Raw genomic sequence first — 20,722 nt, 5'->3', positions numbered from 1 at the left:
TGGTTACTGCGCGCTCGGTGGCTTGGGTTCATGGGGCAAAAACGTCCATCAGTCGTGGGGCAATCCGCTCCAGCGGACGTATTTCGACCGCTGCGTCAATCGCCGCAGCCGCCTTGGGCATTCCGTAAACAGCACAGCTTTGCTGATCCTGCGCGATGGTCAGGTAACCTTGCTGGCGCATCAACTTCAGACCTTGGGCGCCATCGCGACCCATGCCGGTCAACAGCACACCTACCGCGTCGCCGGTCCAGAATTGGGCGACGCTTTCGAAGAAAACGTCGATGGACGGCCGGTAGATTTCATTCACCGGCTCGGCGGTGTACGCGAGCGTACCATTTTTCAACAGACGAATATGATGATTGGTTCCCGCTAGCAGCACAGTGCCAGCTTGCGGCCTTTCGCCGTCGCGAGCAAGCCGTACGGCCAGGCCCGAGGAACCGGCCAGCCATTCGGCCATGCCCGCGGCAAACACCTGGTCGACGTGCTGCACCAGCACGATGGCCGCCGAGAAGTCGCGCGGCAGGCCTTTTAGGAGGATTTCCAGGGCCGCCGGGCCGCCGGCTGAGGAGCCGATGGCCACCAGCCGCTGACGCTGCTCGGGCTGGCGAGTGGCCGGCGCGAGGGTCTTGGCCGGCGCGCCGCGCGGGCCGATCAGCCAGCCGATGTTGAGGATCTTGCGCAGCAGGGGCGCCGCCGCCTCCTGGGCATTGCCGGCGCCCAGGGCGGGGGTGTCGACCACGTCCAGGGCACCGTGGCCCATGGCCTCGAAGACGCGATTCATGTGCTGCTGGCGGTCGACGGTGACGATGACGATGGCGCAGGGGGTATTGGCCATGATCTGCCGGGTGGCCTCCACGCCATCCATGACCGGCATGATCAGGTCCATCAGGATCAGGTCGGGGGTCAGCTCGAGGCAGCGCTGTACCGCCTCCAGGCCGTTGCTGGCCACCCACACCAGCTGATGCGCGGGCTCCAGGGCGATGGCCCGGCGCAACGCTTCAACCGCCAATGGCATGTCATTGACGATGGCAATCTTCATCCCTGCGCTCCCCCAATCAATTCGACCACCGCATCGAGCAACGCATCGTCGTGGAAACTGGCCTTGGCCAGATAATAGTCGGCCCCGGCGTCCAGGCCACGCCGTCGGTCTTCTTCGCGGTCCTTGTAGGACACCACCATCACTGGCAGCGATTGCAGGCGGCTGTCGCGGCGCAGCAGGGTGACCAGCTCGATGCCGTCCATGCGCGGCATGTCGATGTCGGTGATCAACAGGTCGAAGGCCTCGCTGCGCAGGGCGTTCCAGCCGTCCATGCCGTCCACTGCCACCGCCACGTCGTAGCCGCGATGGGTCAGCAGCTTGCGTTGCAGCTCGCGCACGGTCAGCGAGTCGTCGACCACCAGCACGCGCTTGCGCGGCACCTCGTTGTGCCGGTTGCGCCGGTCGATGCGCTCCAGGCGCCCGGTGTTGAGCAGTTTTTCCACCGAGCGCAGCATGTCCTCGACGTCGACGATCAGCACCACCGAGCCGTCATCCAGCAGGGCGCCGGCGGAGATGTCCTGGACCTTGCCCAGCCGCGTATCCAGTGGCAGCACCACCAGCGTGCGCTCACCGATGAAACGCTCCACGGCCACCCCGTACACCGCGTCGCGCTCGCGGATCACTACCACTTTGAGCGATTCCTGGCCACCCTGCGCAGCGGGGCGCTGCAACAACTGGCTGGCGGCCACCAGGCCGACGTGGCGTTCCTGGTACCAGAAGTGCTGGCGCCCCTCGAGCTGGACGATGTCGTCGGCCGGCAGGTCCAGCATGTGTTCGATATGCGCCAGCGGGAAGGCGTAGGCTTCGTCGCCGACCTCCACCACCAGGCTGCGCACCACTGACAGGGTCAGCGGCACCTCCAGATGGAACTGGCTGCCCTGCCCCGCCACCTGGCGCAGGTCCACCGAGCCGCGCAACTGGCGGACCATGTGCTGCACGGCGTCGAGGCCGACCCCGCGCCCGGACACCTCGGTGACGGTGTCGCGCATGCTGAACCCGGGCAGGAACAGGAACGACAGCAACTCTTCCTCGCTCAGCTGCGCGGCGGTGTCGGCGGGCGAAAGCTGGCGCTGAATGATCGCGCGCCGGAGTTTTTCCAGATCGACGCCGTTGCCATCGTCGACCAGCTCCAGCACCAGCAAGCCGGCCTGGTGAGAGGCTCGCAGACGGATCAGGCCTTCGGCGGTCTTGCCGGCCAGCACCCGCTGCTCGGGCGACTCGATGCCGTGGTCGACGGCATTGCGCAGCAGGTGAGTCAGCGGCGCCTCGAGGCGCTCGAGCACGTCGCGATCGACCTGAGTCTTTTCCCCTTCGATCTCCAGACGGACCTGCTTGCCCAGGGTGCGCCCCAGGTCACGGACCATGCGCTCCTGGCCGACCAGCACGTCGGCGAAGGGCCGCATGCGGCAGGCCAAAGCGGTGTCGTAGAGCGCCTGGGCGCGCTGGCTGGCCTGCCAGCCAAATTCGTCGAGCTCGCTGGTCTGGCGCAGCAGCAGTTGCTGCGCCTCGGCCAGCAGGCTCTGGGCCTGGGCCAGGGCCTCGCGGGTGTCCTCGGCAAGGCTGCCCTCCTCCAGGCGCTCCTTGACCCGGTCCATGGCCTGCAGGCTCTGCGCCTGGACCCGCTTGATGCGCTGCATCACGGTCAGGTAGGGCTTGATGCGCTGGGTTTCGACCAGCGCCTTGCTGGACAGGTCGAGCAGACCGTTCAGGCGTTCGGCGGTGACCCGCAGCACCCGCTCGCCGCCTTCGACGCGACCGCGACTGGCGGGCGCCAGGCCAGTGTTGAGCTCCAGCGCTTGCTCGCTGACTGCGGGGGTGGCCTGGACCGCTGGGCTATCCGCCCCGGGCGTAGCTGGCAGGGTCACAGCCGCAGCTGCGGCGGGCGGCGGCACCATGGCCGCGGCCGCGACGCTGTCCGGGTCGAGCAGGGCCTGCATCTGCACCACCCAACTGTCGATCTCGGCGCTGCTGGGTGCGTGCTCGGGTTGGCCGATACGCATCAGCAGGTCGGTGCCCTGCAGCAGCGCGTCGATGTGCTCGGGCAGCAGGAACAGCCGACGCTCCTGGGCGCTGACCAGACAATCCTCCATCTGGTGGGCAACGCTGACCCCGGCATCGATGCCGACAATGCGCGCGGCGCCCTTGAGCGAGTGCGCCGCACGCATGCAGGCTTCCAAGTGCTCGGCCTGGGTCGGGTTGCGCTCAAGCGCCAGCAGCCCGGCACTGAGCACCTGGGTCTGGGCCTCGGCTTCGAGGCTGAACAACTCCAGCAGGGAAGCGTCGCGCATCTGCTCGGGGGTCATGTCAGGCTCCGGGTCATGGCCGCCAGCAGCGGTTCGTCATCCAGGACCCGCACGCTGCGGCCCTTGTGCGCCAGCACGCAGCGGGTAAAGCGCGCGCCGGCCTGGCTGCTCGCCACCGATGCCGCAGCCAATTGGCGATCGGCGATGCGGTGCACACCGTCGACCTCGTCCACCGGCACCACCACCGAACCGCCCTGGGCGGCAATGATCAGCATGCGCGGTGTGACGCGGGCCGTGCTCGGCGGCGCGGCGGCCACCTCGACCCCCAGCAGTTCGCTCAATGACAGGCAGGCCACCAGCGCCCCGCGCACATTGGCCACGCCGAGCAGGGCGCGCGAACGCTGATGCGGCAGCGAGTGCACCGGCTGCACCGTGGCCACCTCGATCAGGCGGCGAGTGGCAAGCGCCAGCCACTCATCGCCCATGCGGAAGATCAGCAGCGACTGGCTGGCGGCCTCGGCCGACTCGGCACTCTGTTCGGCCGGCAGCTGGCGCCGCTCCTGCTGCGCCAGCGCATAGCGGTCAAGCAGACGCGTGGCGGCTGCGGCATACACCGAGCAGTTGCGACAGTGCACATGCTCCGCGAGCAGCGGGCAGGACTTGTCGCCGAGCACGCCGATGCGGTTCCAGCAGTCGTCGATGGGGGTGGCGTCCTGCTGAATCATGTCCAGCGTGTTCTGCCCGGGGGTGGCTTGATTGTGCACAGGATCGGCCATCAGCGCGGCTCCTTGTCAGCGCTGTGGCCACTGCGCGCAGCACGTTCCTGCAAGCGCCGGGCGCCCGCATTGTCACCCTGCGCGGCGAGCAGCATGGCCAGGTGGGCCAAGGCTTCGGCGTGCTGCGGTTGCAGGTACAGCGCCTTGCGGTAGTAACCCTGCGCCTGCAGGGCGTTGCCGGCGACGTCGCTGAGCAGGCCGAGCCAGTAATACACCTGGGCCTGGGGCGGGTGCTGGCGCAGGTAGGTTTCGCAGGCCGCCTGGGCCTCGCCGCTGCGACCTTCATTGGCGAGGTTGGCAATGTGCGCAAGCAGTTGCGCGGCATCAGCGGGCAACGCCGTCGGCGCCGCCTTGACGCTGGCCAACGGTGCCGGCGGCGGTCGCCGCCGCGCTGCCGGTTGCGGCTCCGGCCGCGGCGGCAACGGCGCCGCGCGTGGCACGGGCAAGGCGCTGGACAAGACGGTGGCCACCGGCGCGGGCTCTTCATGGCGGACAAAGGCGAACGACTGGGGAATGCCGATCGGGCGCATGCCCATGCGCGCCAGCAGGCTGCCCTCGGCCGGACCGATGAACAGCGCGCCGTCGCCCTGGGTGAAGCCCTTGAGCACCTCGAACACGCGCTGCTGGGTCGGCACGTCGAAATAGATCAACAGGTTGCGGCAGAACACGAAGTCGTACGGCGGCTCGCCTGCCAGCAGCGCCGGGTCGAGGATATTGCCCGACTGCAAGCGCACCTGGGCGGCGACTCGCTGGTGCAGCTGGTAGCCGTCGTCGACCGCCTGGAAATGCCGCTCGCGAAAGCTCAGGTCCTGGCCGCGAAAGGAATTGCGCCCGTACACGCCGCGCTGGGCCTTGGCCACCGACAGCGGGCTGATGTCCACTGCATCGACCTTGAACTGCGCCGGGGCAATGCCGCTGTCGAGCAGGCTCATGGCGATCGAATAGGGTTCCTCGCCGGTGGAACACGGCAGGCTCAACAGGCGCAACGGGCGCAGGCCCTTGAGCCCGGCCAGGCGCTGCTGAGCCAGGCGCGCGAGGGCGGCGAACGACTCGGGATAGCGCAGGAACCAGGTCTCCGGGACAATCACCGCCTCGATCAGCGCCTGCTGCTCGGCCGGGGTGTTCTGCAGCAGCAGCCAGTAGCCGTGCAGATCTGCCTGGCCTGCAGCCTTGCAGCGCTGCTGCACAGCGCGCTCGATCATCGGCGCGCCGACCGAGGCGACGTCCAGGCCGATGCGATCGCGCAGGTAGGCGAAGAATCGCGACTCGTCGCTCATGCGCCCTCCTCGGCGGCCGCGTACAGCAGCTCGCGCACCGAGGCGTCGAGCAGGTCCTGCACGCTCACCCGTTGCATCAAGCCCTGGGCGTCCTCGCGCACTGGCCCCAGATAGGGCGTTTGCCGATCGGCGAGGCCATAGGGGCGAAACTCGTCGGCGCGGCAGCGCAGGGTTTCGTTGGCCTGCTCGAGGATCAAGCCGAGCAGCCGCTGCGGGTGGGCCGGGTCGACCCGGTAATGCACCAGCACCAGCCGGGTACTGGTGCGGGTCACGGCCGGCTCGTCGAACATCAACTGACGCACGTCGAGCACCGGCACCATCCGCCCGCGATGGGCAAAGATCCCGGCGACCCAGGCTGGCGCCTGGGCGATCGGCTTGAGCAGCAGGCGCGGCAGCACTTCGGCGATTTCCACCGCCGGCAGGGCGAAGCGTTCCTGGCCTACATGAAACACCAGGAACAATTGACTGCGCGCTGCCGGCGCCGCGCCGTGGCCAGGCGAAGGAGTGTTCATCAGACTTTGAAACGCGACACGCCGCCACGCAGCCCGGTGGCGACCTGACTCAGTTCATCGATAGCGAAGCTGGCCTGGCGCAGCGACTCCACGGTCTGGCTGCTGGCGTCGCCGAGCTGGGTCAGCGCGTGGTTGATCTGCTCGGCGCCGGTGGCCTGCGCCTGCATGCCTTCGTTGACCATCAGCACCCGCGGCGCCAGCGCCTGCACCTGGGCGATGATCTGCGACAGCTGATCGCCGACCTGGGTGACCTCGTACATGCCACGGCGCACCTCTTCGCTGAATTTGTCCATGCCCATGACGCCGGCCGACACCGCCGACTGGATCTCGCGCACCATCTGCTCGATGTCGTAGGTGGCCACGGCGGTCTGGTCGGCCAGGCGGCGCACTTCAGTAGCCACCACGGCGAAGCCACGGCCGTATTCGCCGGCCTTTTCCGCCTCGATGGCGGCGTTCAGCGAGAGCAGGTTGGTCTGGTCGGCAACCTTGACGATGGTCACTACCACTTGATTGATGTTGCCGGCCTTCTCGTTGAGGATCGCCAGCTTGTTGTTGACCAGCTCGGCGGCGCCCATGACCTGGTGCATGGTGTCTTCCATGCGCGACAGGCCTTGCTGCCCGGAGCCGGCCAGCAGGGACGCCTGATCGGCGGCGCTGGTGACCTCGCCCATGGTGCGCACCAGGTCGCGGGAGGTGGCGGCGATCTCTCGGGAAGTCGCACCGATTTCGGTGGTGGTGGCGGCGGTTTCGGTGGCGGTGGCCTGCTGCTGGCGCGAGGTGGCGGCAATCTCGGTCACCGAGGTGGTGACCTGCACGGAGGAACGCTGGGCCTGGGACACCAGGCCGGTGAGCTCGGTCATCATGTCGTTGAAACCCAGTTCGACGACGCCGAATTCGTCCTTGCGGGCCAGGTTCAGGCGCCGGCTGAGGTCGCCGCTGCGCATGGTTTCGAGGATGCCGACGATCTTCTGCATGGGTTCCATGATCGAGCGCATCAACAGCAGGCCGCAGATCGCCGCCGCGAGCACAGCCAGCAGCAGGGAGATGGCCATGGTCAACTTGGCCGAGGTGACGGCCTGGTCGATGGCGTCGGTGGCCTGGGTGGCGGCCTTGCGATTGGCGTCGATAATAACGTTGAGGTGCTTGCGCCCGGTGGTCCACGCCGGCGTCAGCTCGTCGCGGAACAGGTCCTGGGCTTCCATGAAGCGCTTGTGCCGGTACGCGTCGAGCACCTTGTTCAGGCTGGCTTCGTAGGCCTTGCGCATTTCGCCGAACTGGTCGAATTGCGCCTGGTCACCGGCGTCCTGGATGGTCGCTCGGTACAGGCCCATCTGCTCGGTAAGGCGGTCGGCGAAGGCCTTGTAGTTGTCGTCATCGGCGGTCACCAGCTCGCGCTGCGAGCTCAGGCCGATCAATTGCTGGGTATAGATGTAGCTGTCGACCCAGGCACTACGAATCGTCGAGCCGTAGAACACCCCGGGGACACTGTCGGTACGCACCGCCGTTTCGCTGGACTCGATCACCTGCAGCCGCGTGTAAGAAGCGACGACCATGGCCAGCATGATGGCAATGATCACGGCGAAACTCGCCAGAATGCGATGGCGCAACGTCCAGTTCTTCACGGTAACCCCTCGGAAATGCTTCGACTGCCACGAAAAAACGCAGAGTATAGACATACTCCGAAACAATCTACCGGGCGGTCTTGGGCGCGCTCAGCTGCGCTCGGCGGCCTCGGCCAAAGGGGGGCTAGATGTGGGTGGGGGTGCCTGGCGTGATGTCCAATATGGCCGCCATCGGCCGCGCGGGCGGCCGGTGGTGGCCGTGATTGAATCTCGCGACCGGCCTGGCGGCCTCTCGGGGTCTGCGACCCCTCCCACATTGGATTTGCGCACGACGTGGGAGGGGTCATAGACCCCGAGAGGCCGCCAGGCCGGTTTGATCTTCTGCGGCGAACCTCAGCCCTTCTCGCCCAACCGCACCTGCCCTTCCAGCTCCTCCTTCAACAGCGGATCGAGCGCCAACTGCCGCGCCAGCTCATCCAGGTAGGCGCGCTCCATGAAATGCTCCTCGTCCACCATCATTACGCTGGCCAGGTACATCTCGGCGGCCATTTCCGTGGTCTTCGCCGCGCGGGCGACCTGAACCGGGTCCAGCGGCTGGTTCAGCTGCGCCTGCAGCCAGGCCTGCATGTCAGGGCCCGCGCCGAGCCGGGCGAATTCGGCGTCCAGCAATTGCCGCTCACGGGCGTCGACATGGCCGTCGGCCTTGGCGGCAGCAACGAGCGCCTGCAGGATGGCCAGACTGTGCTCCTCCATGTCCGCCGCAGGCAGACGATCCAGGGTCTGCGGCTCGCCACGCGGCGCGGTCTGCTGCTGCGCCTGCCAGTTGCCATAGGCCTTGTACGCCATCACCCCGATCGCGGCGAGGCCACCGTACGCCAAGGCCTTGCCACCCAGCTTGCGCGCCTTGCGATTGCCCAGCAGCAGGCCAATGGCGCCGCCGGCCAAGGCGCCGTTCAGAGGCGAGGCGGTGCCCTTGCCCTGCAGCAGTTGCTGGCCGGATTTAAGCAGTTGGTCGAGCAGGCCACGTGTGTTCATTGCATTTCTCCCGAAGGGCCAATAAGGCAAACCACGAGGTTAAAGGCATCGGCGGGCGAACGATGCGAGCATGTGCATCAGGATGTTTCAAGCAAGGGCAAACGCCAGACGAGCCCTCAGTAAAAAAGATATAGACTCGCAGCCATCGCCCCAGCCAACCGGACCGCATCCGCATGATGACGCTGCGCCAGATCCGCCATTTCATCGCCATCGCCGAGACGGGTTCGATCTCGGCAGCCGCGCAGGCGGTGTTCATTTCCCAGTCGACCTTGACCCTGGCGATCCAGCAGCTGGAGCAGGAAATCGGCGTGACCCTATTCAACCGCCACGCCAAAGGCATGACCCTGACCCACCAGGGCCACCAATTCCTGCGCCAGGCGCACTTGATTCTTGCCACGGTGGACAACGCCAAGCGCAGCCTGCAGCAGAGCACCGACCAGGTCGGCGGCCACCTGGTCATCGGCGTCACCAGCCTGGTGGCCGGCTATTACCTGGCCGACCTGCTGACGCGCTTCCAGCGTGCCTACCCGAATGTCGAAATCCGCGTCATGGAAGACGAGCGGCCCTATATCGAGCACCTGCTGGTGAGCGGCGAGATCGACGTGGGAGTGTTGATCCTGTCCAACCTGGAAGACCGCCACGCGCTGCAGACCGAAGTGCTTACCCATTCGCCGCAGCGGCTCTGGCTGCCGCCGCAGCATCCGTTGCTCGAACGCGACACGATCAACCTGGCCGATGTTGCCTGCGAACCGCTGATCCAGCTGCAGGTCGACGAGATGGATCGCAATGCCACGCGGATCTGGGCCGGTGCCGGGCTGCAACCGCGCATCACCCTGCGTACCGCGTCCACCGAAGCGGTGCGCAGCCTGGTGGCGGCCGGGTTGGGGCTGTCGATACAGCCCGACATGACCTACCGGCCGTGGTCGCTGGAAGGCGACATCATCGAGGCGCGACCACTGGCCGACCTCACCCGCACCCTTGACGTAGGCCTGGCCTGGCGCCGTGGGACGGCGCGGCCGGCGCTGGTGGACCCATTCCTGGCCGTGGCCCGCGAGCAGCCCCACGGTGGCAAACGACAAGCGTTATAGAAAGCTATCTGTTTTATCGAACGCTGCCTTCGTTATTTAGAATTTGTGGTCCCCTCGCCCAGGCACTAGTCTCGATTGCATCAGGCTGCCGCGCGGTGGACTGCCCGAGACCAGAGCGAACACCATGACCGAGCTGCACACTTCCCTGTTGATCGATGGCCAGCTGGTGGCCGGCCAGGGCATAGCCGAAGCCATCTACAACCCCGCCACCGGCGAGGTGATCACTCAGGTCGCCGAAGCCGGCGTCGAGCAGGTCGAAGCCGCCATCCAGGCCGCGCAAGGGGCCTTCGCCGGATGGTCGCGCACCACCCCGCAGCAGCGCGCCAACCTGCTGTTGGCGATCGCCGATGCCATTGAGAGCCGTGCCGACTCGCTCGCCTACCTGGAATCGCTCAATTGCGGCAAGCCACTGCACCTGGCGCGCAAGGACGACCTGAACGCCACGGTCGACGTGTTCCGCTTCTTTGCCGGCGCGGTGCGCTGCCAGACCGGCCAGCTGGCCGGCGAATACCTGCCCGGCTACACCAGCATGGTGCGCCGCGACCCGATCGGCGTGGTGGCGTCGATCGCCCCCTGGAACTACCCGATCATGATGGCGGCCTGGAAGATCGCCCCGGCCCTGGCGGCGGGCAACACCCTGGTGTTCAAGCCGTCGGAGCATACGCCGCTGTCGGTGCTGGCGCTGGCGCCGGTGCTGGCCGAGCTGCTGCCCAAGGGCGTGCTGAACATCATCTGCGGCGGTGGCGAGGGCGTCGGCAGCCACCTGGTCAGCCACCCCAAGGTGCGCATGGTGTCGCTGACCGGCGATATCGTCACCGGCCAGAAAATCCTCCAGGCCGCCGCGCGCACGGTCAAGCGCACCCACCTGGAACTGGGCGGCAAGGCGCCGGTGATCGTCTGCAACGATGCCGACCTCGCCGCCGTGGTCGAGGGGGTGCGCAACTACGGCTACTACAACGCCGGCCAGGACTGCACGGCGGCCTGCCGCATCTATGCCCAGGCCGGCATCCACGACCGCCTGGTGGCCGAATTGGGTGCGGCCGTCTCGAGCCTGCGCTTTGCCGGCAAACGTGACGCCGACAACGAGCTGGGCCCGCTGATCAGCCCGCGCCAGCGCGACCGCGTGGCCAGCTTCGTCGAGCGTGCGCTGGGCCAGCCGCACATCGAGCGGATCACCGGCGCGGCGGTGCATTCGGGGCCCGGCTTCTTCTATCAGCCGACCCTGCTGGCCGGCTGCAAGCAGAGCGACGAGATCGTCCAGCGCGAAGTGTTCGGCCCGGTGGTGACCGTCACTCGCTTCGACGAACTGGCCCAGGCAGTGGACTGGGCCAACGACTCGGAATACGGACTGGCCTCGTCGGTATGGACGCAGAACCTCGACAAGGCCATGCAGGTGGCCGCGCGCCTGCAGTACGGCAGCACCTGGATCAACAGCCATTTTCTGCTGGTCAGCGAAATGCCCCATGGCGGTCTCAAGCGCTCGGGCTATGGTAAGGATCTGTCCAGCGATTCCTTGCACGACTACAGCGTGGTCCGCCACATCATGGCCCGCCACGGCGCTGCACAGATCTGAGGGGCAGTGCGTGACCCGCGTGGCCTGCAGCACCCATAACAACAACTTCACCGATTGACCTGTTCACAACTGCCCCGAACATAATTTGAAGAAGAGGGATCACCATGTTTGTGCACAAGACCGCACTGTTGAGCGCATTGACCACGTTGCTGATGGGCAGCTGTGGCGTCCAGGCCGCCGAGCCGCTCAAGGCCGTAGGCGCGGGCGAAGGCGAGCTGGATATCGTCGCCTGGCCGGGCTATATCGAGCGCGGCGAGAGCGACAAGGCCTATGACTGGGTCACCGGCTTCGAGAAGGAAACCGGCTGCAAGGTCAACGTCAAGACCGCGGCCACCTCCGACGAAATGGTCAGCCTGATGAGCAAGGGCGGCTACGACCTGGTCACCGCCTCGGGCGATGCCTCGCTGCGGCTGGTGGCCGGCAAGCGCGTGCAGCCGATCAACACGGCGCTGATCCCCAACTGGAAAAACCTTGACCCGCGCCTCAAGGACGGCAGCTGGTACGTGGTCGACAAGCAGACCTACGGCACCCCTTACCAGTGGGGTCCCAACGTGCTGCTGTACAACACCGACGTATTCAAGACCGCGCCGACCAGCTGGAGCGTGGTCTTCGAACCGCAGAACCTGCCCGACGGCAAGCCCAACAAGGGCCGCGTGCAGGCCTATGACGGGCCGATCTACATCGCCGATGCGGCCCTGTACCTCAAGAGCGCCAAGCCGGAGCTGGGCATCAACAACCCCTACCAGCTGACCGAAACCCAGTACAAGGCGGTGCTCGACCTGCTGCGCCAGCAACACGCGCTGATCCACCGCTACTGGCATGACGCCACGGTGCAAATGAGCGACGTCAAGAACGAAGGTGTGGTCGCGAGTAGCTCCTGGGGCTACATGGTCAATGGCCTGCTGGCCGACAAGCAGCACGTGGCCTCGACCATTCCCAAGGAAGGCGCCACCGGGTGGGCCGACACCACCATGCTGCACGCCGACGCCAAGCACCCCAACTGCGCCTACAAGTGGATGGACTGGTCGCTGCAGCCCAAGGTGCAGGGGGACGTCGCGGCCTGGTTCGGTTCGTTGCCGGCGGTGCCGGCGGCATGCAAGGCCAGCGAACTGCTCGGCGCCGAGGGCTGCGCCACCAACGGCTTCGACCAGTTCGGCAAGATTGCCTTCTGGACCACCCCGCAGGCCGAAGGCGGCAAGTTCGTGCCCTACTCGCGCTGGACCCAGGATTACATCGCGATCATGGGCGGGCGCTGATTCGCCCAGGGCCGGTCGTGCAGGACAGAGGTTGCTCGGGGTCGGCGTGATGGCCTTCCCGGGCAAGCCCGGTCCTGCGGGACCTGGCCAGCAGTCGCTGTTGCCGGGCAGGCCCGGCCAATAACCGATTCCAGAAACCGATTCCCAGCTTTCCCAAGCAGGAGGCCTCATGACGCTCGCCGTCCAGTTCACCCACGTTTCCCGACTGTTCGGCGAGGTCAAGGCTGTCGACCGGGTCAGCATCGATATCCAGGACGGAGAGTTCTTTTCCATGCTCGGCCCGTCGGGCTCGGGCAAGACCACCTGCCTGCGCCTGATCGCCGGCTTCGAACAACCGAGCAGCGGCTCGATCCGTATCCATGGCGCCGAGGCCGCCGGCGTGCCGCCCTACGAGCGCGACGTCAACACGGTGTTCCAGGATTACGCACTGTTCCCGCACATGAACGTGCGCGACAACGTCGCCTACGGCCTCAAGGTCAAGGGCGTGGCCCGGGCCGAGCGCCTGGCGCGCGCCGAGGAGGCGCTGGCGATGGTCGCCCTCGACGGCTTTGGCGAGCGCAAGCCGGCGCAGATGTCCGGCGGCCAGCGCCAGCGCGTGGCCCTGGCACGGGCGCTGGTCAACCGGCCGCGGGTGTTGCTGCTGGACGAGCCGCTGGGGGCGCTGGACCTCAAGCTGCGCGAGCAGATGCAGGGCGAATTGAAGAAGCTGCAGCGCCAGCTGGGCATCACCTTCATCTTCGTGACCCACGACCAGACCGAGGCGCTGTCGATGTCCGACCGCGTGGCGGTATTCAACAAGGGCCGCATCGAGCAGGTCGACACCCCGCGCAACCTGTACATGCGCCCGGCGACCACCTTCGTCGCCGAGTTCGTCGGCACCTCCAACGTGCTGCGCGGCGAGTTGGCCGAGCAGCTGAGCGGCTCTTCACTGCCGTTCTCGATTCGCCCGGAGCACATCCTGCTGGGCAGCGAGCCGGCCGCCGACAGCCACGAGGTGCGGGTCAGCGGGCTGTTGCACGACATTCAGTACCAGGGCAGCGCCACGCGCTACGAACTGCGCCTGGACAACGGCCAGACCCTCAGCGTCAGCCAGGCCAACAGCCAATGGCAGGAAGCCGTCGACCCGCTGCGCACCGGCCTGCGCCTGACCGCACGCTGGCCGCGTGAAGCCATGGTCGCGCTGCACGACAGCAGCGCCGGCGGTGCGCTGTGATCAACCTGACCCTGGACCAGGCCGAGCCGAGCGTGCAGCGCGGCCCGCTGCGCAAGCTGTGCAACCTGTTGTACCGCAAGCCCAACCTGTACCTGGCACTGCTGCTGGTGCCGCCGCTGCTGTGGTTCGGGGCGATCTACCTGGGCTCGCTGCTCAACCTGCTGTGGCAAGGGTTCTATACCTTCGACGACTTCAGCATGACGGTCACCCCCGACCTGACCCTGGCGAATCTGGCCGGGCTGTTCGCCCCGGCCAACTTCGACATCCTCCAGCGCACCCTGGCGATGGCCGTGGCGGTGTCACTGGCCAGCGCCGTGTTGGCGTTCCCCATCGCCTACTACATGGCGCGCTACACCCGCGGCAAGACCAAGGCGTTCTTCTACATCGCGGTGATGATGCCGATGTGGGCCAGCTACATCGTCAAGGCCTACGCCTGGACCCTGCTGCTGGCCAAGGGCGGCGTGGCCCAGTGGTTCGTCCAGCAGGCCGGGCTGGAACCGCTGCTCCAGTGGCTGCTGGGCATTCCGGGGATTGGCGGCAGCACGCTGTCGACCTCGCAGTTGGGGCGCTTTCTGGTGTTCGTGTACATCTGGCTGCCGTTCATGATCCTGCCGATCCAGGCCGCACTGGAGCGCCTGCCGCCGTCGCTGCTGCAGGCCTCGGCCGACCTCGGTGCAACGCCACGGCAGACCTTCGCGCAGATCGTGTTACCGCTGGCGGTGCCGGGCATCGCCGCCGGCTCGATCTTCACCTTCTCGCTGACCCTGGGCGACTTCATCGTGCCGCAGCTGGTGGGCCCGCCCGGCTACTTCATCGGCGGCATGGTCTACGTGCAGCAGGGAGCAATCGGCAACATGCCCATGGCCGCCGCCTTCACCCTGGTGCCGATCGTGCTGATCGCTATCTACCTCGCCATCGTCAAACGCCTGGGGGCCTTCGATGCACTCTGACAAAGCGCCACTGGGCCTGCGCCTGGCTGCCTGGGGCGGGCTGGTGTTCCTGCACTTCCCGATCCTGATCATCTTCGTCTACGCCTTCAACACCGAGGACGCCGCGTTCAGCTTCCCGCCCCGGGGCTTCACCCTCAAGTGGTTCAGCGCGGCCCTGGGCCGGCCCGACGTGCTGGATGCGATCAAGCTGTCGTTGCAGGTCGCCTGCCTGGCCACGGCAATCGCCCTGGTGCTCGGCACCCTGGCGTCGGCGGCGCTGTATCGGCGGCATTTCTTCGGCAAGGACGGCATCTCGCTGATGCTGATCCTGCCGATCGCCCTGCCCGGCATCGTCACCGGCCTGGCGCTGCTGTCGGCGTTCAAGACCCTGGGCATCGAGCCTGGGCTGTTCACCATCGTCATTGGCCACGCCACTTTCTGCGTGGTGATCGTCTACAACAACGTCATCGCCCGCCTGCGGCGCACCTCGCACAGCCTGGTGGAAGCCTCGATGGACCTGGGCGCCGACGGCTGGCAGACCTTTCGCTACATCATCCTGCCCAACCTGGGCTCGGCCCTGCTGGCCGGCGGCATGCTGGCGTTCGCCCTGTCGTTCGACGAAATCATTGTCACCACCTTCACCGCCGGAAACGAACGCACGCTGCCCATCTGGCTGCTCAACCAGCTCAGCCGGCCGCGCGACGTGCCGGTGACCAACGTGGTGGCCATGCTGGTGATGCTGGTGACCATGCTGCCGATTCTCGGCGCCTATTACCTGACCCGTGGCGGCGAGACCGTCGCCGGCAGCGAAAAATAAAAGGAGAAAGCTCATGCAGACGCAATTGCTCATCAATGGCCAGCTGGTGCCCGGCGAAGGCCCGCTGCAAGCGGTGTTCAACCCGGCGCTGGGAAGCGTGCTGGTCGAGATTCACGAGGCCAGCGAAGCCCAGGTCGACGCCGCCGTGCGCGCCGCCGACGCAGCGTTCGACAGTTGGTCGCAGACGACCCCGAAAGACCGCTCGCTGCTGCTGCTCAAGCTGGCCGACGCCATCGAGGCCCATGCCGAGGAGCTGGCGCAACTGGAGTCGAACAACTGCGGCAAGCCCTACCACGCGGCGCTCAACGACGAAATCCCGGCCATCGCCGACGTGTTCCGCTTCTTCGCCGGCGCCACCCGCTGCCTCGGCGGCTCGGCGGCCGGCGAGTATCTGCCGGGCCACACCTCGATGATCCGCCGCGACCCGGTGGGGGTGATCGCTTCCATCGCGCCGTGGAACTACCCACTGATGATGGTCGCCTGGAAGATCGCCCCGGCCCTGGCGGCCGGCAACACCGTGGTGCTCAAGCCTTCCGAGCAGACCCCGCTGACCGCCCTGCGCCTGGCCGAGCTGGCCAGCGAGATCTTTCCCGCGGGCGTGCTCAACCTGGTGTTCGGCCGCGGCGCCAGTGTCGGTGCGCCGCTGGTCAACCATCCCAAGGTGCGCATGGTCTCGCTGACCGGCTCGATCGCCACTGGCGCCAACATCATTTCCAGCACCAGCGACAGCGTCAAGCGCATGCACATGGAGCTGGGCGGCAAGGCCCCGGTGATCATCTTCGACGACGCCGACATCGACGCGGCAGTCGCGGGCATCCGCACCTTTGGTTTCTACAACGCCGGCCAGGACTGCACGGCGGCCTGCCGCATCTACGCCCAGGCCGGCATCTACGAGCGTTTTGTAGAAAAGCTCGGCGCGGCGGTCAGCAGCATCAAGGTCGGGCTGCAGGACGACCCGGACACCGAGCTGGGCCCGCTGATCAGCGCCCAGCACCGCGACCGCGTCGCCGGCTTCGTCGAGCGCGCCGTGGCGCAGCCGCACATTCGCCTGGTCACCGGCGGCAAGGCGGTCGAGGGCGATGGCTACTTCTTCCAGCCCACGCTCCTGGCCGATGCCCAGCAGGATGACGAGATCGTGCGCCGCGAGGTGTTCGGTCCGGTGGTCTCGGTCACCCGCTTCGACGACGAGGCGCAGGTGCTGGGCTGGGCCAATGATTCGGACTACGGCCTCGCCTCTTCGGTCTGGACCCAGGATGTCGGCCGCGCCCACCGCCTCACCGCCCGCCTGCAGTACGGCTGCACCTGGGTCAACACGCACTTCATGCTGGTCAGCGAAATGCCCCACGGCGGCCAGAAGCTCTCGGGCTACGGCAAGGACATGTCGATGTACGGGCTGGAGGACTACACGGTGATCCGCCATGTGATGTTCAAACATTGATGCAAGCCCACGGATCTTGCGGCCATCGTGGGAGCGGGCGCAGCCCGCGAGAGCCGCAAGGCCGGCTTGACTAAAAAGAGCTCGCGGGCTTGGCCCGCTCCCACGAGCCGCCTGGCCATAACCATAAAAAACCTGCCGCCCCACCCTACGGAGCAAACCGATCCATGAGCACCCTCGAGCACGACAGCGACGCCGAGCAGTTGCGTCAGCTGGGCTACACCTCCAATTTCAATCGCAGCATGAGCCTCTGGGAAAACTTCGCCCTGGGCTTCACCTACCTGTCACCGGTGGTCGGCGTCTACACGCTGTTCGGCCTGTGCCTGGCCGCCGGCGGCCCGCCGATGTTCTGGACCTACCTGCTGGTGGGCTTCGGGCAGATGCTGGTGTGCCTGATCTTCGGCGAAGTGGTGTCGCAGTTTCCGATTTCCGGTGGCGTCTATCCCTGGGCGCGGCGCCTGGTGGGCAAGCGCTGGGCGTGGATGGTCGGCTGGGTCTATTCGATCGCCCTGTGCGTGACCATCGCCGCCGTGGCGGTGGGCGCCGGGCCTTACCTGGCGGTGATGCTGGGTTTCGAGCCGAGCAACAACACCAACATCGTCATCGCCCTGGTGCTGACCCTGTTCGCCACCCTGGTCAACCTCAGCGGCACCAAGATGCTCGCGCGCATCGCCATGTTCGGCTTTGTCTGCGAGCTGGTCGGGGCGTTGATCGTCGGCATCTACCTGCTGATCTTCGAGCGTCACCAGCCCTTCAGCGTACTGTTCAACACCTTCGACATCCGCGTCGACGGCTCCTATCTGCCGGCTTTCCTCACCGCTTCCCTGGCCGGCATGTTCCTCTACTACGGCTTCGAAGCCTGCGGCGACGTCGCCGAGGAAACCCCCAACCCGAGCAAGCAGATCCCGGTGGCCATGCGCATGACCATCTACATCGGCGGCATCTCGGCGATGTTCGCCTGCCTGGCGCTGATCCTCGCCGTGCCGGACATGCAGGCGGTAATCAACGGCACCGACAAGGACCCGGTGACCACCGTGCTCAACAACGCCTTCGGCAGCGTCGGCTCGCGGGTGATCATGGCCGTGGTGATGGTTTCGTTCATCTCCTGCGTGATCAGCCTGCAGGCCGCCGCCAGCCGCCTGCTGTACTCCTACGCGCGCGACGAAATGGTGATCGGCAGCGGCGCGCTGAAAAAGCTCTCGGCCAGCACCCAGGTGCCGGTCAACGCGCTGTTGGTGGCCGGGGTGCTGCCGGCGCTGATCATCGTCATGGGCTTTTTCCTGCAGGACGCCGTGGCCACCATCGTCAGCTTCGCCGCCATCGGCATCTACCTGGCCTTCCAGATGATCGTCCTCGGCGCGCTCTACGCCCGCACCCGCGGCTGGAAACCCAGCGGCAAGTTCAACCTCGGCGGCTGGGGCCTGCCGGTCAACATCGGCGCGCTGCTGTACGGCGTTTCGGCGATCGTCAACATGGCCTGGCCACGCACCCCCGACGCACCCTGGTACGTCAACTACGCGATGGTGGTCAGCACCCTGGTGGTGATCGGCCTCGGGCTGGTGTACATGGTCGTGGCCAAGCCCTATGACCGCGGCAATGCGCCGGCTGGGGATGCGTGGAAGGTGGGGAGGTAAAGTCCGCAGGGTTAGCACCCTCTGGATGCGTATACACTTACGCAAATTTTTTCCAGAGAGGTGCTGGTCATGGCTTTCGCTCGAGTATTCCAATCAGGTAACAGCCAGGCAGTAAGGCTACCAAAAGAGTTTCGACTCAATACGGACCGGGTGGAAATCTTCCGACGGGGCGAGGAGATAGTCCTGCGCCAGATTACGATTAACGCCTCGGCAATATTCGACGCGCTCGCCAGCCTTCCCGATGATTTCATGATCGATGGTCGAGATTATACCCACCCTCAGGATCGAGAAGACTTTTGATTCCGGCCCGCTACCTCCTATGGAGAACTGGGTGCAGTCGCCCTGATCCTGATGACAGTCAAGCGCCCGTCCATTTACAAGCCCGCCTCAGGCAAAAAAATTAAATTTCCTGCGAACCGATTCAGCTGAACGTTATCTGTTTAAAGTTCGCCGAGTTTGGACGAGGGCATGCCCGAACCTACATTTCAATCTTTCCAGGGCGCAGGAAGCGGCCGGATTCATTCATGACAGGTTGACCCATGCATCGCAGGAATATTCTCAAGGCCTCCATGGCCCTGGCCGCCTACACCGGGCTGTCGGCTACTGGCCTTCTGAGCGCGCGCGTGTTCGCCGCTGGCGCCGCCGCCAATGGCGACAGCGAGCACTTCGACTTCGATTGGCTGCAGGCCGAGGCGAAGAAAATGGCCGGCGCGCCATACGTCAACGGCAAAGAAGTGCTGCCACCGACCCTGGCCAAATTGCAGCCGCTGCAATTCAACGCCATCAAATACGACGCCAACCACTCGCTGTGGAAAGAGCTCAATGGCCAACTGGACGTGCAGTTCTTCCACGTCGGCATGGACTTCAAGCAGCCGGTGCGCATGTACAGCGTCGACAAGGACAGCCAGCAGGCGCGCGAGGTGCACTTCCGCCCGTCGCTGTTCAAGTACGAGAACGCCGGGGTCGACACCAAGCAGTTGACCGGCGACCTCGGCTTCGCTGGTTTTCGCCTGTTCAAGCAACCGGAAATCGACCACCACGACATTCTCTCGTTCCTCGGCGCCAGCTACTTTCGCGCCGTGGACAAGACCGGCCAGTACGGTCTGTCGGCCCGTGGCCTGGCCATCGACACCTACGCCCACAAGCAGGAAGAGTTTCCCGATTTCACCAAGTTCTGGTTCGAAAGCCCGACCAAGGACGGCACCCGCTTCGTGGTCTACGCCCTGCTCGACTCGCCGAGCGCCACCGGCGCCTACCGCTTCGACATCGACTGCCAGGCCGAACAGGTGGTGATGGAAGTCACCGCGCACATCAATGCGCGTACCGACATCGAACAGCTGGGCATTTCGACCATGACCAGCATGTTCAGCTGTGGCACCGACGAGCGGCACATGTGCGACACCATTCACCCGCAGATCCACGACTCTGATCGCCTGGCCATGTGGCGCGGCAACGGCGAGTGGATCTGCCGTCCGCTGAACAACCCGCCCAAGCTGCAGTTCAACGCCTATGCCGACAACAACCCGAAAGGTTTCGGCCTGGTCCAGACCGACCACGACTTCGCCAGTTATGAAGACACCGTCGACTGGTACAACCAGCGCCCGAGCCTGTGGGTCGAGCCAACCACGCCGTGGGGCGAGGGCTCGGTCAACCTGATGGAGCTGTCGACCACTGGCGAGACCCTGGACAACATCGTTGCGTTCTGGACGCCGAAGAAACCGGTGGTCGCCGGCGACTCGCTGACCTTCGGCTACAAGCTCTATTGGAGCGCGCTGCCGCCCGTGAGCACGCCACTGGCGCGGGTGCAGACCACGCGTTCGGGAATGGGCGGCTTTCTCGAAGGCTGGGCGCCGGGCGAGCATTACCCGGACGTCTGGGCGCGGCGCTTTGCCGTGGACTTCGTCGGCGGTGGCCTGGAACGCCTGGCGGCCGATGCGAAGATCGAACCCATCGTCAGCGTCACCCAGGGCAAGGTGCAGGACATTACTGTGCTGGCCCGCCCAGACATCAAGGGCTACCGCGTCAGCTTCGACTGGTATCCGGACAGCGACAGCGTCGAGCCGGTAAACATGCGCCTGTTCCTCAAGAGCAACGACCATACGTTGAGCGAGACTTGGCTGTACCAGTATTTCCCGCCTGCGCCGGACCGTCGCAAATACCCTTAATGGCCGCTGGGTGAGCCAACGGCTGTACAGGACTAACCCTGGCAGGGGCCAGGTCGGGCCTGAGTGGGAGGGGGCAAAGCCCCCGAGCTGTTGACTTTCAACGTCAATAGCTCGGGGCTTTGCCCCCTTTTTTGCGTGGGCCGGCTGCCAACCATCCTTTTTCCTCAC

The 20,722-nt window shown here is 66.0% G+C and carries 17 protein-coding genes; 10 read left to right on the top strand and 7 right to left on the bottom strand.

The annotated features are described in order from the left end of the window. Positions 1 to 28 precede the first annotated feature (28 nt). From SFA35_RS06465 to SFA35_RS06435, 7 genes are all read right to left on the bottom strand, one after another. Positions 29 to 1,039: a chemotaxis response regulator protein-glutamate methylesterase gene (locus tag SFA35_RS06465; RefSeq protein WP_320576386.1), complete on the bottom strand. Its 1,011-nt coding sequence runs from the start codon at positions 1,037 to 1,039 to the stop codon at positions 29 to 31. Next, entirely contained in the window at positions 1,036 to 3,342 is a 2,307-nt protein-coding gene (locus SFA35_RS06460; protein WP_320576385.1) for a hybrid sensor histidine kinase/response regulator, read from the bottom strand. Before SFA35_RS06460 ends, SFA35_RS06465 begins: the two co-directional genes overlap by 4 nt. Next, the gene (locus SFA35_RS06455; protein ID WP_414058500.1) at positions 3,339 to 4,058 is read right to left on the bottom strand and encodes a chemotaxis protein CheW; all 720 of its coding nucleotides are present in this window, start codon (positions 4,056 to 4,058) and stop codon (positions 3,339 to 3,341) included. Before SFA35_RS06455 ends, SFA35_RS06460 begins: the two co-directional genes overlap by 4 nt. Continuing rightward, positions 4,058 to 5,335 (bottom strand): CheR family methyltransferase, encoded by a 1,278-nt coding sequence (locus tag SFA35_RS06450; protein ID WP_320576383.1) that lies wholly within the window; start codon positions 5,333 to 5,335, stop codon positions 4,058 to 4,060. The genes SFA35_RS06455 and SFA35_RS06450 overlap by 1 nt, the downstream gene beginning before the upstream one ends. Next, entirely contained in the window at positions 5,332 to 5,847 is a 516-nt protein-coding gene (locus tag SFA35_RS06445; RefSeq protein ID WP_320576381.1) for a chemotaxis protein CheW, read from the bottom strand. The genes SFA35_RS06450 and SFA35_RS06445 overlap by 4 nt, the downstream gene beginning before the upstream one ends. After that, positions 5,847 to 7,469, bottom strand: coding sequence for a methyl-accepting chemotaxis protein (locus SFA35_RS06440; RefSeq protein ID WP_320576379.1), 1,623 nt, complete (start codon positions 7,467 to 7,469; stop codon positions 5,847 to 5,849). Before SFA35_RS06440 ends, SFA35_RS06445 begins: the two co-directional genes overlap by 1 nt. A 333-nt stretch (positions 7,470 to 7,802) precedes the next feature. Continuing rightward, positions 7,803 to 8,444: a tellurite resistance TerB family protein gene (locus tag SFA35_RS06435; RefSeq protein WP_320576377.1), complete on the bottom strand. Its 642-nt coding sequence runs from the start codon at positions 8,442 to 8,444 to the stop codon at positions 7,803 to 7,805. Positions 8,445 to 8,617: 173 nt separating this feature from the next. Here SFA35_RS06435 and SFA35_RS06430 point away from each other — a divergent pair, with 173 nt between their 5' ends. From SFA35_RS06430 to SFA35_RS06385, 10 genes are all read left to right on the top strand, one after another. Further along, positions 8,618 to 9,532: a LysR family transcriptional regulator gene (locus SFA35_RS06430; RefSeq protein ID WP_320576375.1), complete on the top strand. Its 915-nt coding sequence runs from the start codon at positions 8,618 to 8,620 to the stop codon at positions 9,530 to 9,532. Positions 9,533 to 9,656: 124 nt separating this feature from the next. Continuing rightward, positions 9,657 to 11,105 carry a gamma-aminobutyraldehyde dehydrogenase gene (locus SFA35_RS06425; RefSeq protein ID WP_320576372.1) on the top strand — a complete coding sequence of 483 codons (1,449 nt, stop codon included), beginning with the start codon at positions 9,657 to 9,659 and terminating at the stop codon, positions 11,103 to 11,105. A 104-nt stretch (positions 11,106 to 11,209) separates the two neighbouring features. Continuing rightward, positions 11,210 to 12,361, top strand: coding sequence for a putative ABC transporter substrate-binding protein YdcS (gene ydcS, locus SFA35_RS06420; RefSeq protein ID WP_320576370.1), 1,152 nt, complete (start codon positions 11,210 to 11,212; stop codon positions 12,359 to 12,361). Between the two features lie 169 nt (positions 12,362 to 12,530). Beyond that, the gene (locus tag SFA35_RS06415; protein ID WP_320576368.1) at positions 12,531 to 13,574 is read left to right on the top strand and encodes an ABC transporter ATP-binding protein; all 1,044 of its coding nucleotides are present in this window, start codon (positions 12,531 to 12,533) and stop codon (positions 13,572 to 13,574) included. 5 nt (positions 13,575 to 13,579) lie between these two features. Further along, positions 13,580 to 14,524, top strand: a complete 945-nt coding sequence (locus tag SFA35_RS06410; protein WP_320578875.1) for an ABC transporter permease — start codon at positions 13,580 to 13,582, stop codon at positions 14,522 to 14,524. Further along, positions 14,514 to 15,320, top strand: a complete 807-nt coding sequence (locus SFA35_RS06405) for an ABC transporter permease (protein WP_320576366.1) — start codon at positions 14,514 to 14,516, stop codon at positions 15,318 to 15,320. Before SFA35_RS06410 ends, SFA35_RS06405 begins: the two co-directional genes overlap by 11 nt. A gap of 13 nt (positions 15,321 to 15,333) precedes the next feature. Further along, on the top strand, positions 15,334 to 16,758 hold the full coding sequence (locus SFA35_RS06400) for a gamma-aminobutyraldehyde dehydrogenase (protein ID WP_320576364.1): 1,425 nt from the start codon (positions 15,334 to 15,336) through the stop codon (positions 16,756 to 16,758). Positions 16,759 to 16,922: 164 nt separating this feature from the next. Then, complete coding sequence (locus SFA35_RS06395) at positions 16,923 to 18,389, top strand: APC family permease (protein WP_320576363.1); 1,467 nt, start codon at positions 16,923 to 16,925, stop codon at positions 18,387 to 18,389. 69 nt (positions 18,390 to 18,458) lie between these two features. Next, positions 18,459 to 18,689, top strand: coding sequence for a type II toxin-antitoxin system VapB family antitoxin (locus SFA35_RS06390; protein WP_320576361.1), 231 nt, complete (start codon positions 18,459 to 18,461; stop codon positions 18,687 to 18,689). Positions 18,690 to 18,928: 239 nt separating this feature from the next. Next, on the top strand, positions 18,929 to 20,554 hold the full coding sequence (locus SFA35_RS06385; RefSeq protein ID WP_320576360.1) for a glucan biosynthesis protein D: 1,626 nt from the start codon (positions 18,929 to 18,931) through the stop codon (positions 20,552 to 20,554). Positions 20,555 to 20,722: the final 168 nt, after the last annotated feature.

Source organism: Pseudomonas sp. HR96 (genome assembly GCF_034059295.1).
Classification (GTDB): Bacteria; Pseudomonadota; Gammaproteobacteria; order Pseudomonadales; family Pseudomonadaceae; genus Aquipseudomonas.
Note: the sequence above shows the minus strand (reverse complement) of the source record. Positions and strands in the feature narration are given on the sequence as shown.

Coding starts and splice junctions, on each gene's coding strand:
- SFA35_RS06465 (WP_320576386.1), bottom strand. CDS start 1,039: ATGAAGATTGCCATCGTCAATGACATGCCATTGGCGGTTGAAGCGTTG.
- SFA35_RS06460 (WP_320576385.1), bottom strand. CDS start 3,342: ATGACCCCCGAGCAGATGCGCGACGCTTCCCTGCTGGAGTTGTTCAGC.
- SFA35_RS06455 (WP_414058500.1), bottom strand. CDS start 4,058: ATGGCCGATCCTGTGCACAATCAAGCCACCCCCGGGCAGAACACGCTG.
- SFA35_RS06450 (WP_320576383.1), bottom strand. CDS start 5,335: ATGAGCGACGAGTCGCGATTCTTCGCCTACCTGCGCGATCGCATCGGC.
- SFA35_RS06445 (WP_320576381.1), bottom strand. CDS start 5,847: ATGAACACTCCTTCGCCTGGCCACGGCGCGGCGCCGGCAGCGCGCAGT.
- SFA35_RS06435 (WP_320576377.1), bottom strand. CDS start 8,444: ATGAACACACGTGGCCTGCTCGACCAACTGCTTAAATCCGGCCAGCAA.
- SFA35_RS06430 (WP_320576375.1), top strand. CDS start 8,618: ATGATGACGCTGCGCCAGATCCGCCATTTCATCGCCATCGCCGAGACG.
- SFA35_RS06425 (WP_320576372.1), top strand. CDS start 9,657: ATGACCGAGCTGCACACTTCCCTGTTGATCGATGGCCAGCTGGTGGCC.
- ydcS (WP_320576370.1), top strand. CDS start 11,210: ATGTTTGTGCACAAGACCGCACTGTTGAGCGCATTGACCACGTTGCTG.
- SFA35_RS06415 (WP_320576368.1), top strand. CDS start 12,531: ATGACGCTCGCCGTCCAGTTCACCCACGTTTCCCGACTGTTCGGCGAG.
- SFA35_RS06405 (WP_320576366.1), top strand. CDS start 14,514: ATGCACTCTGACAAAGCGCCACTGGGCCTGCGCCTGGCTGCCTGGGGC.
- SFA35_RS06400 (WP_320576364.1), top strand. CDS start 15,334: ATGCAGACGCAATTGCTCATCAATGGCCAGCTGGTGCCCGGCGAAGGC.
- SFA35_RS06395 (WP_320576363.1), top strand. CDS start 16,923: ATGAGCACCCTCGAGCACGACAGCGACGCCGAGCAGTTGCGTCAGCTG.
- SFA35_RS06390 (WP_320576361.1), top strand. CDS start 18,459: ATGGCTTTCGCTCGAGTATTCCAATCAGGTAACAGCCAGGCAGTAAGG.
- SFA35_RS06385 (WP_320576360.1), top strand. CDS start 18,929: ATGCATCGCAGGAATATTCTCAAGGCCTCCATGGCCCTGGCCGCCTAC.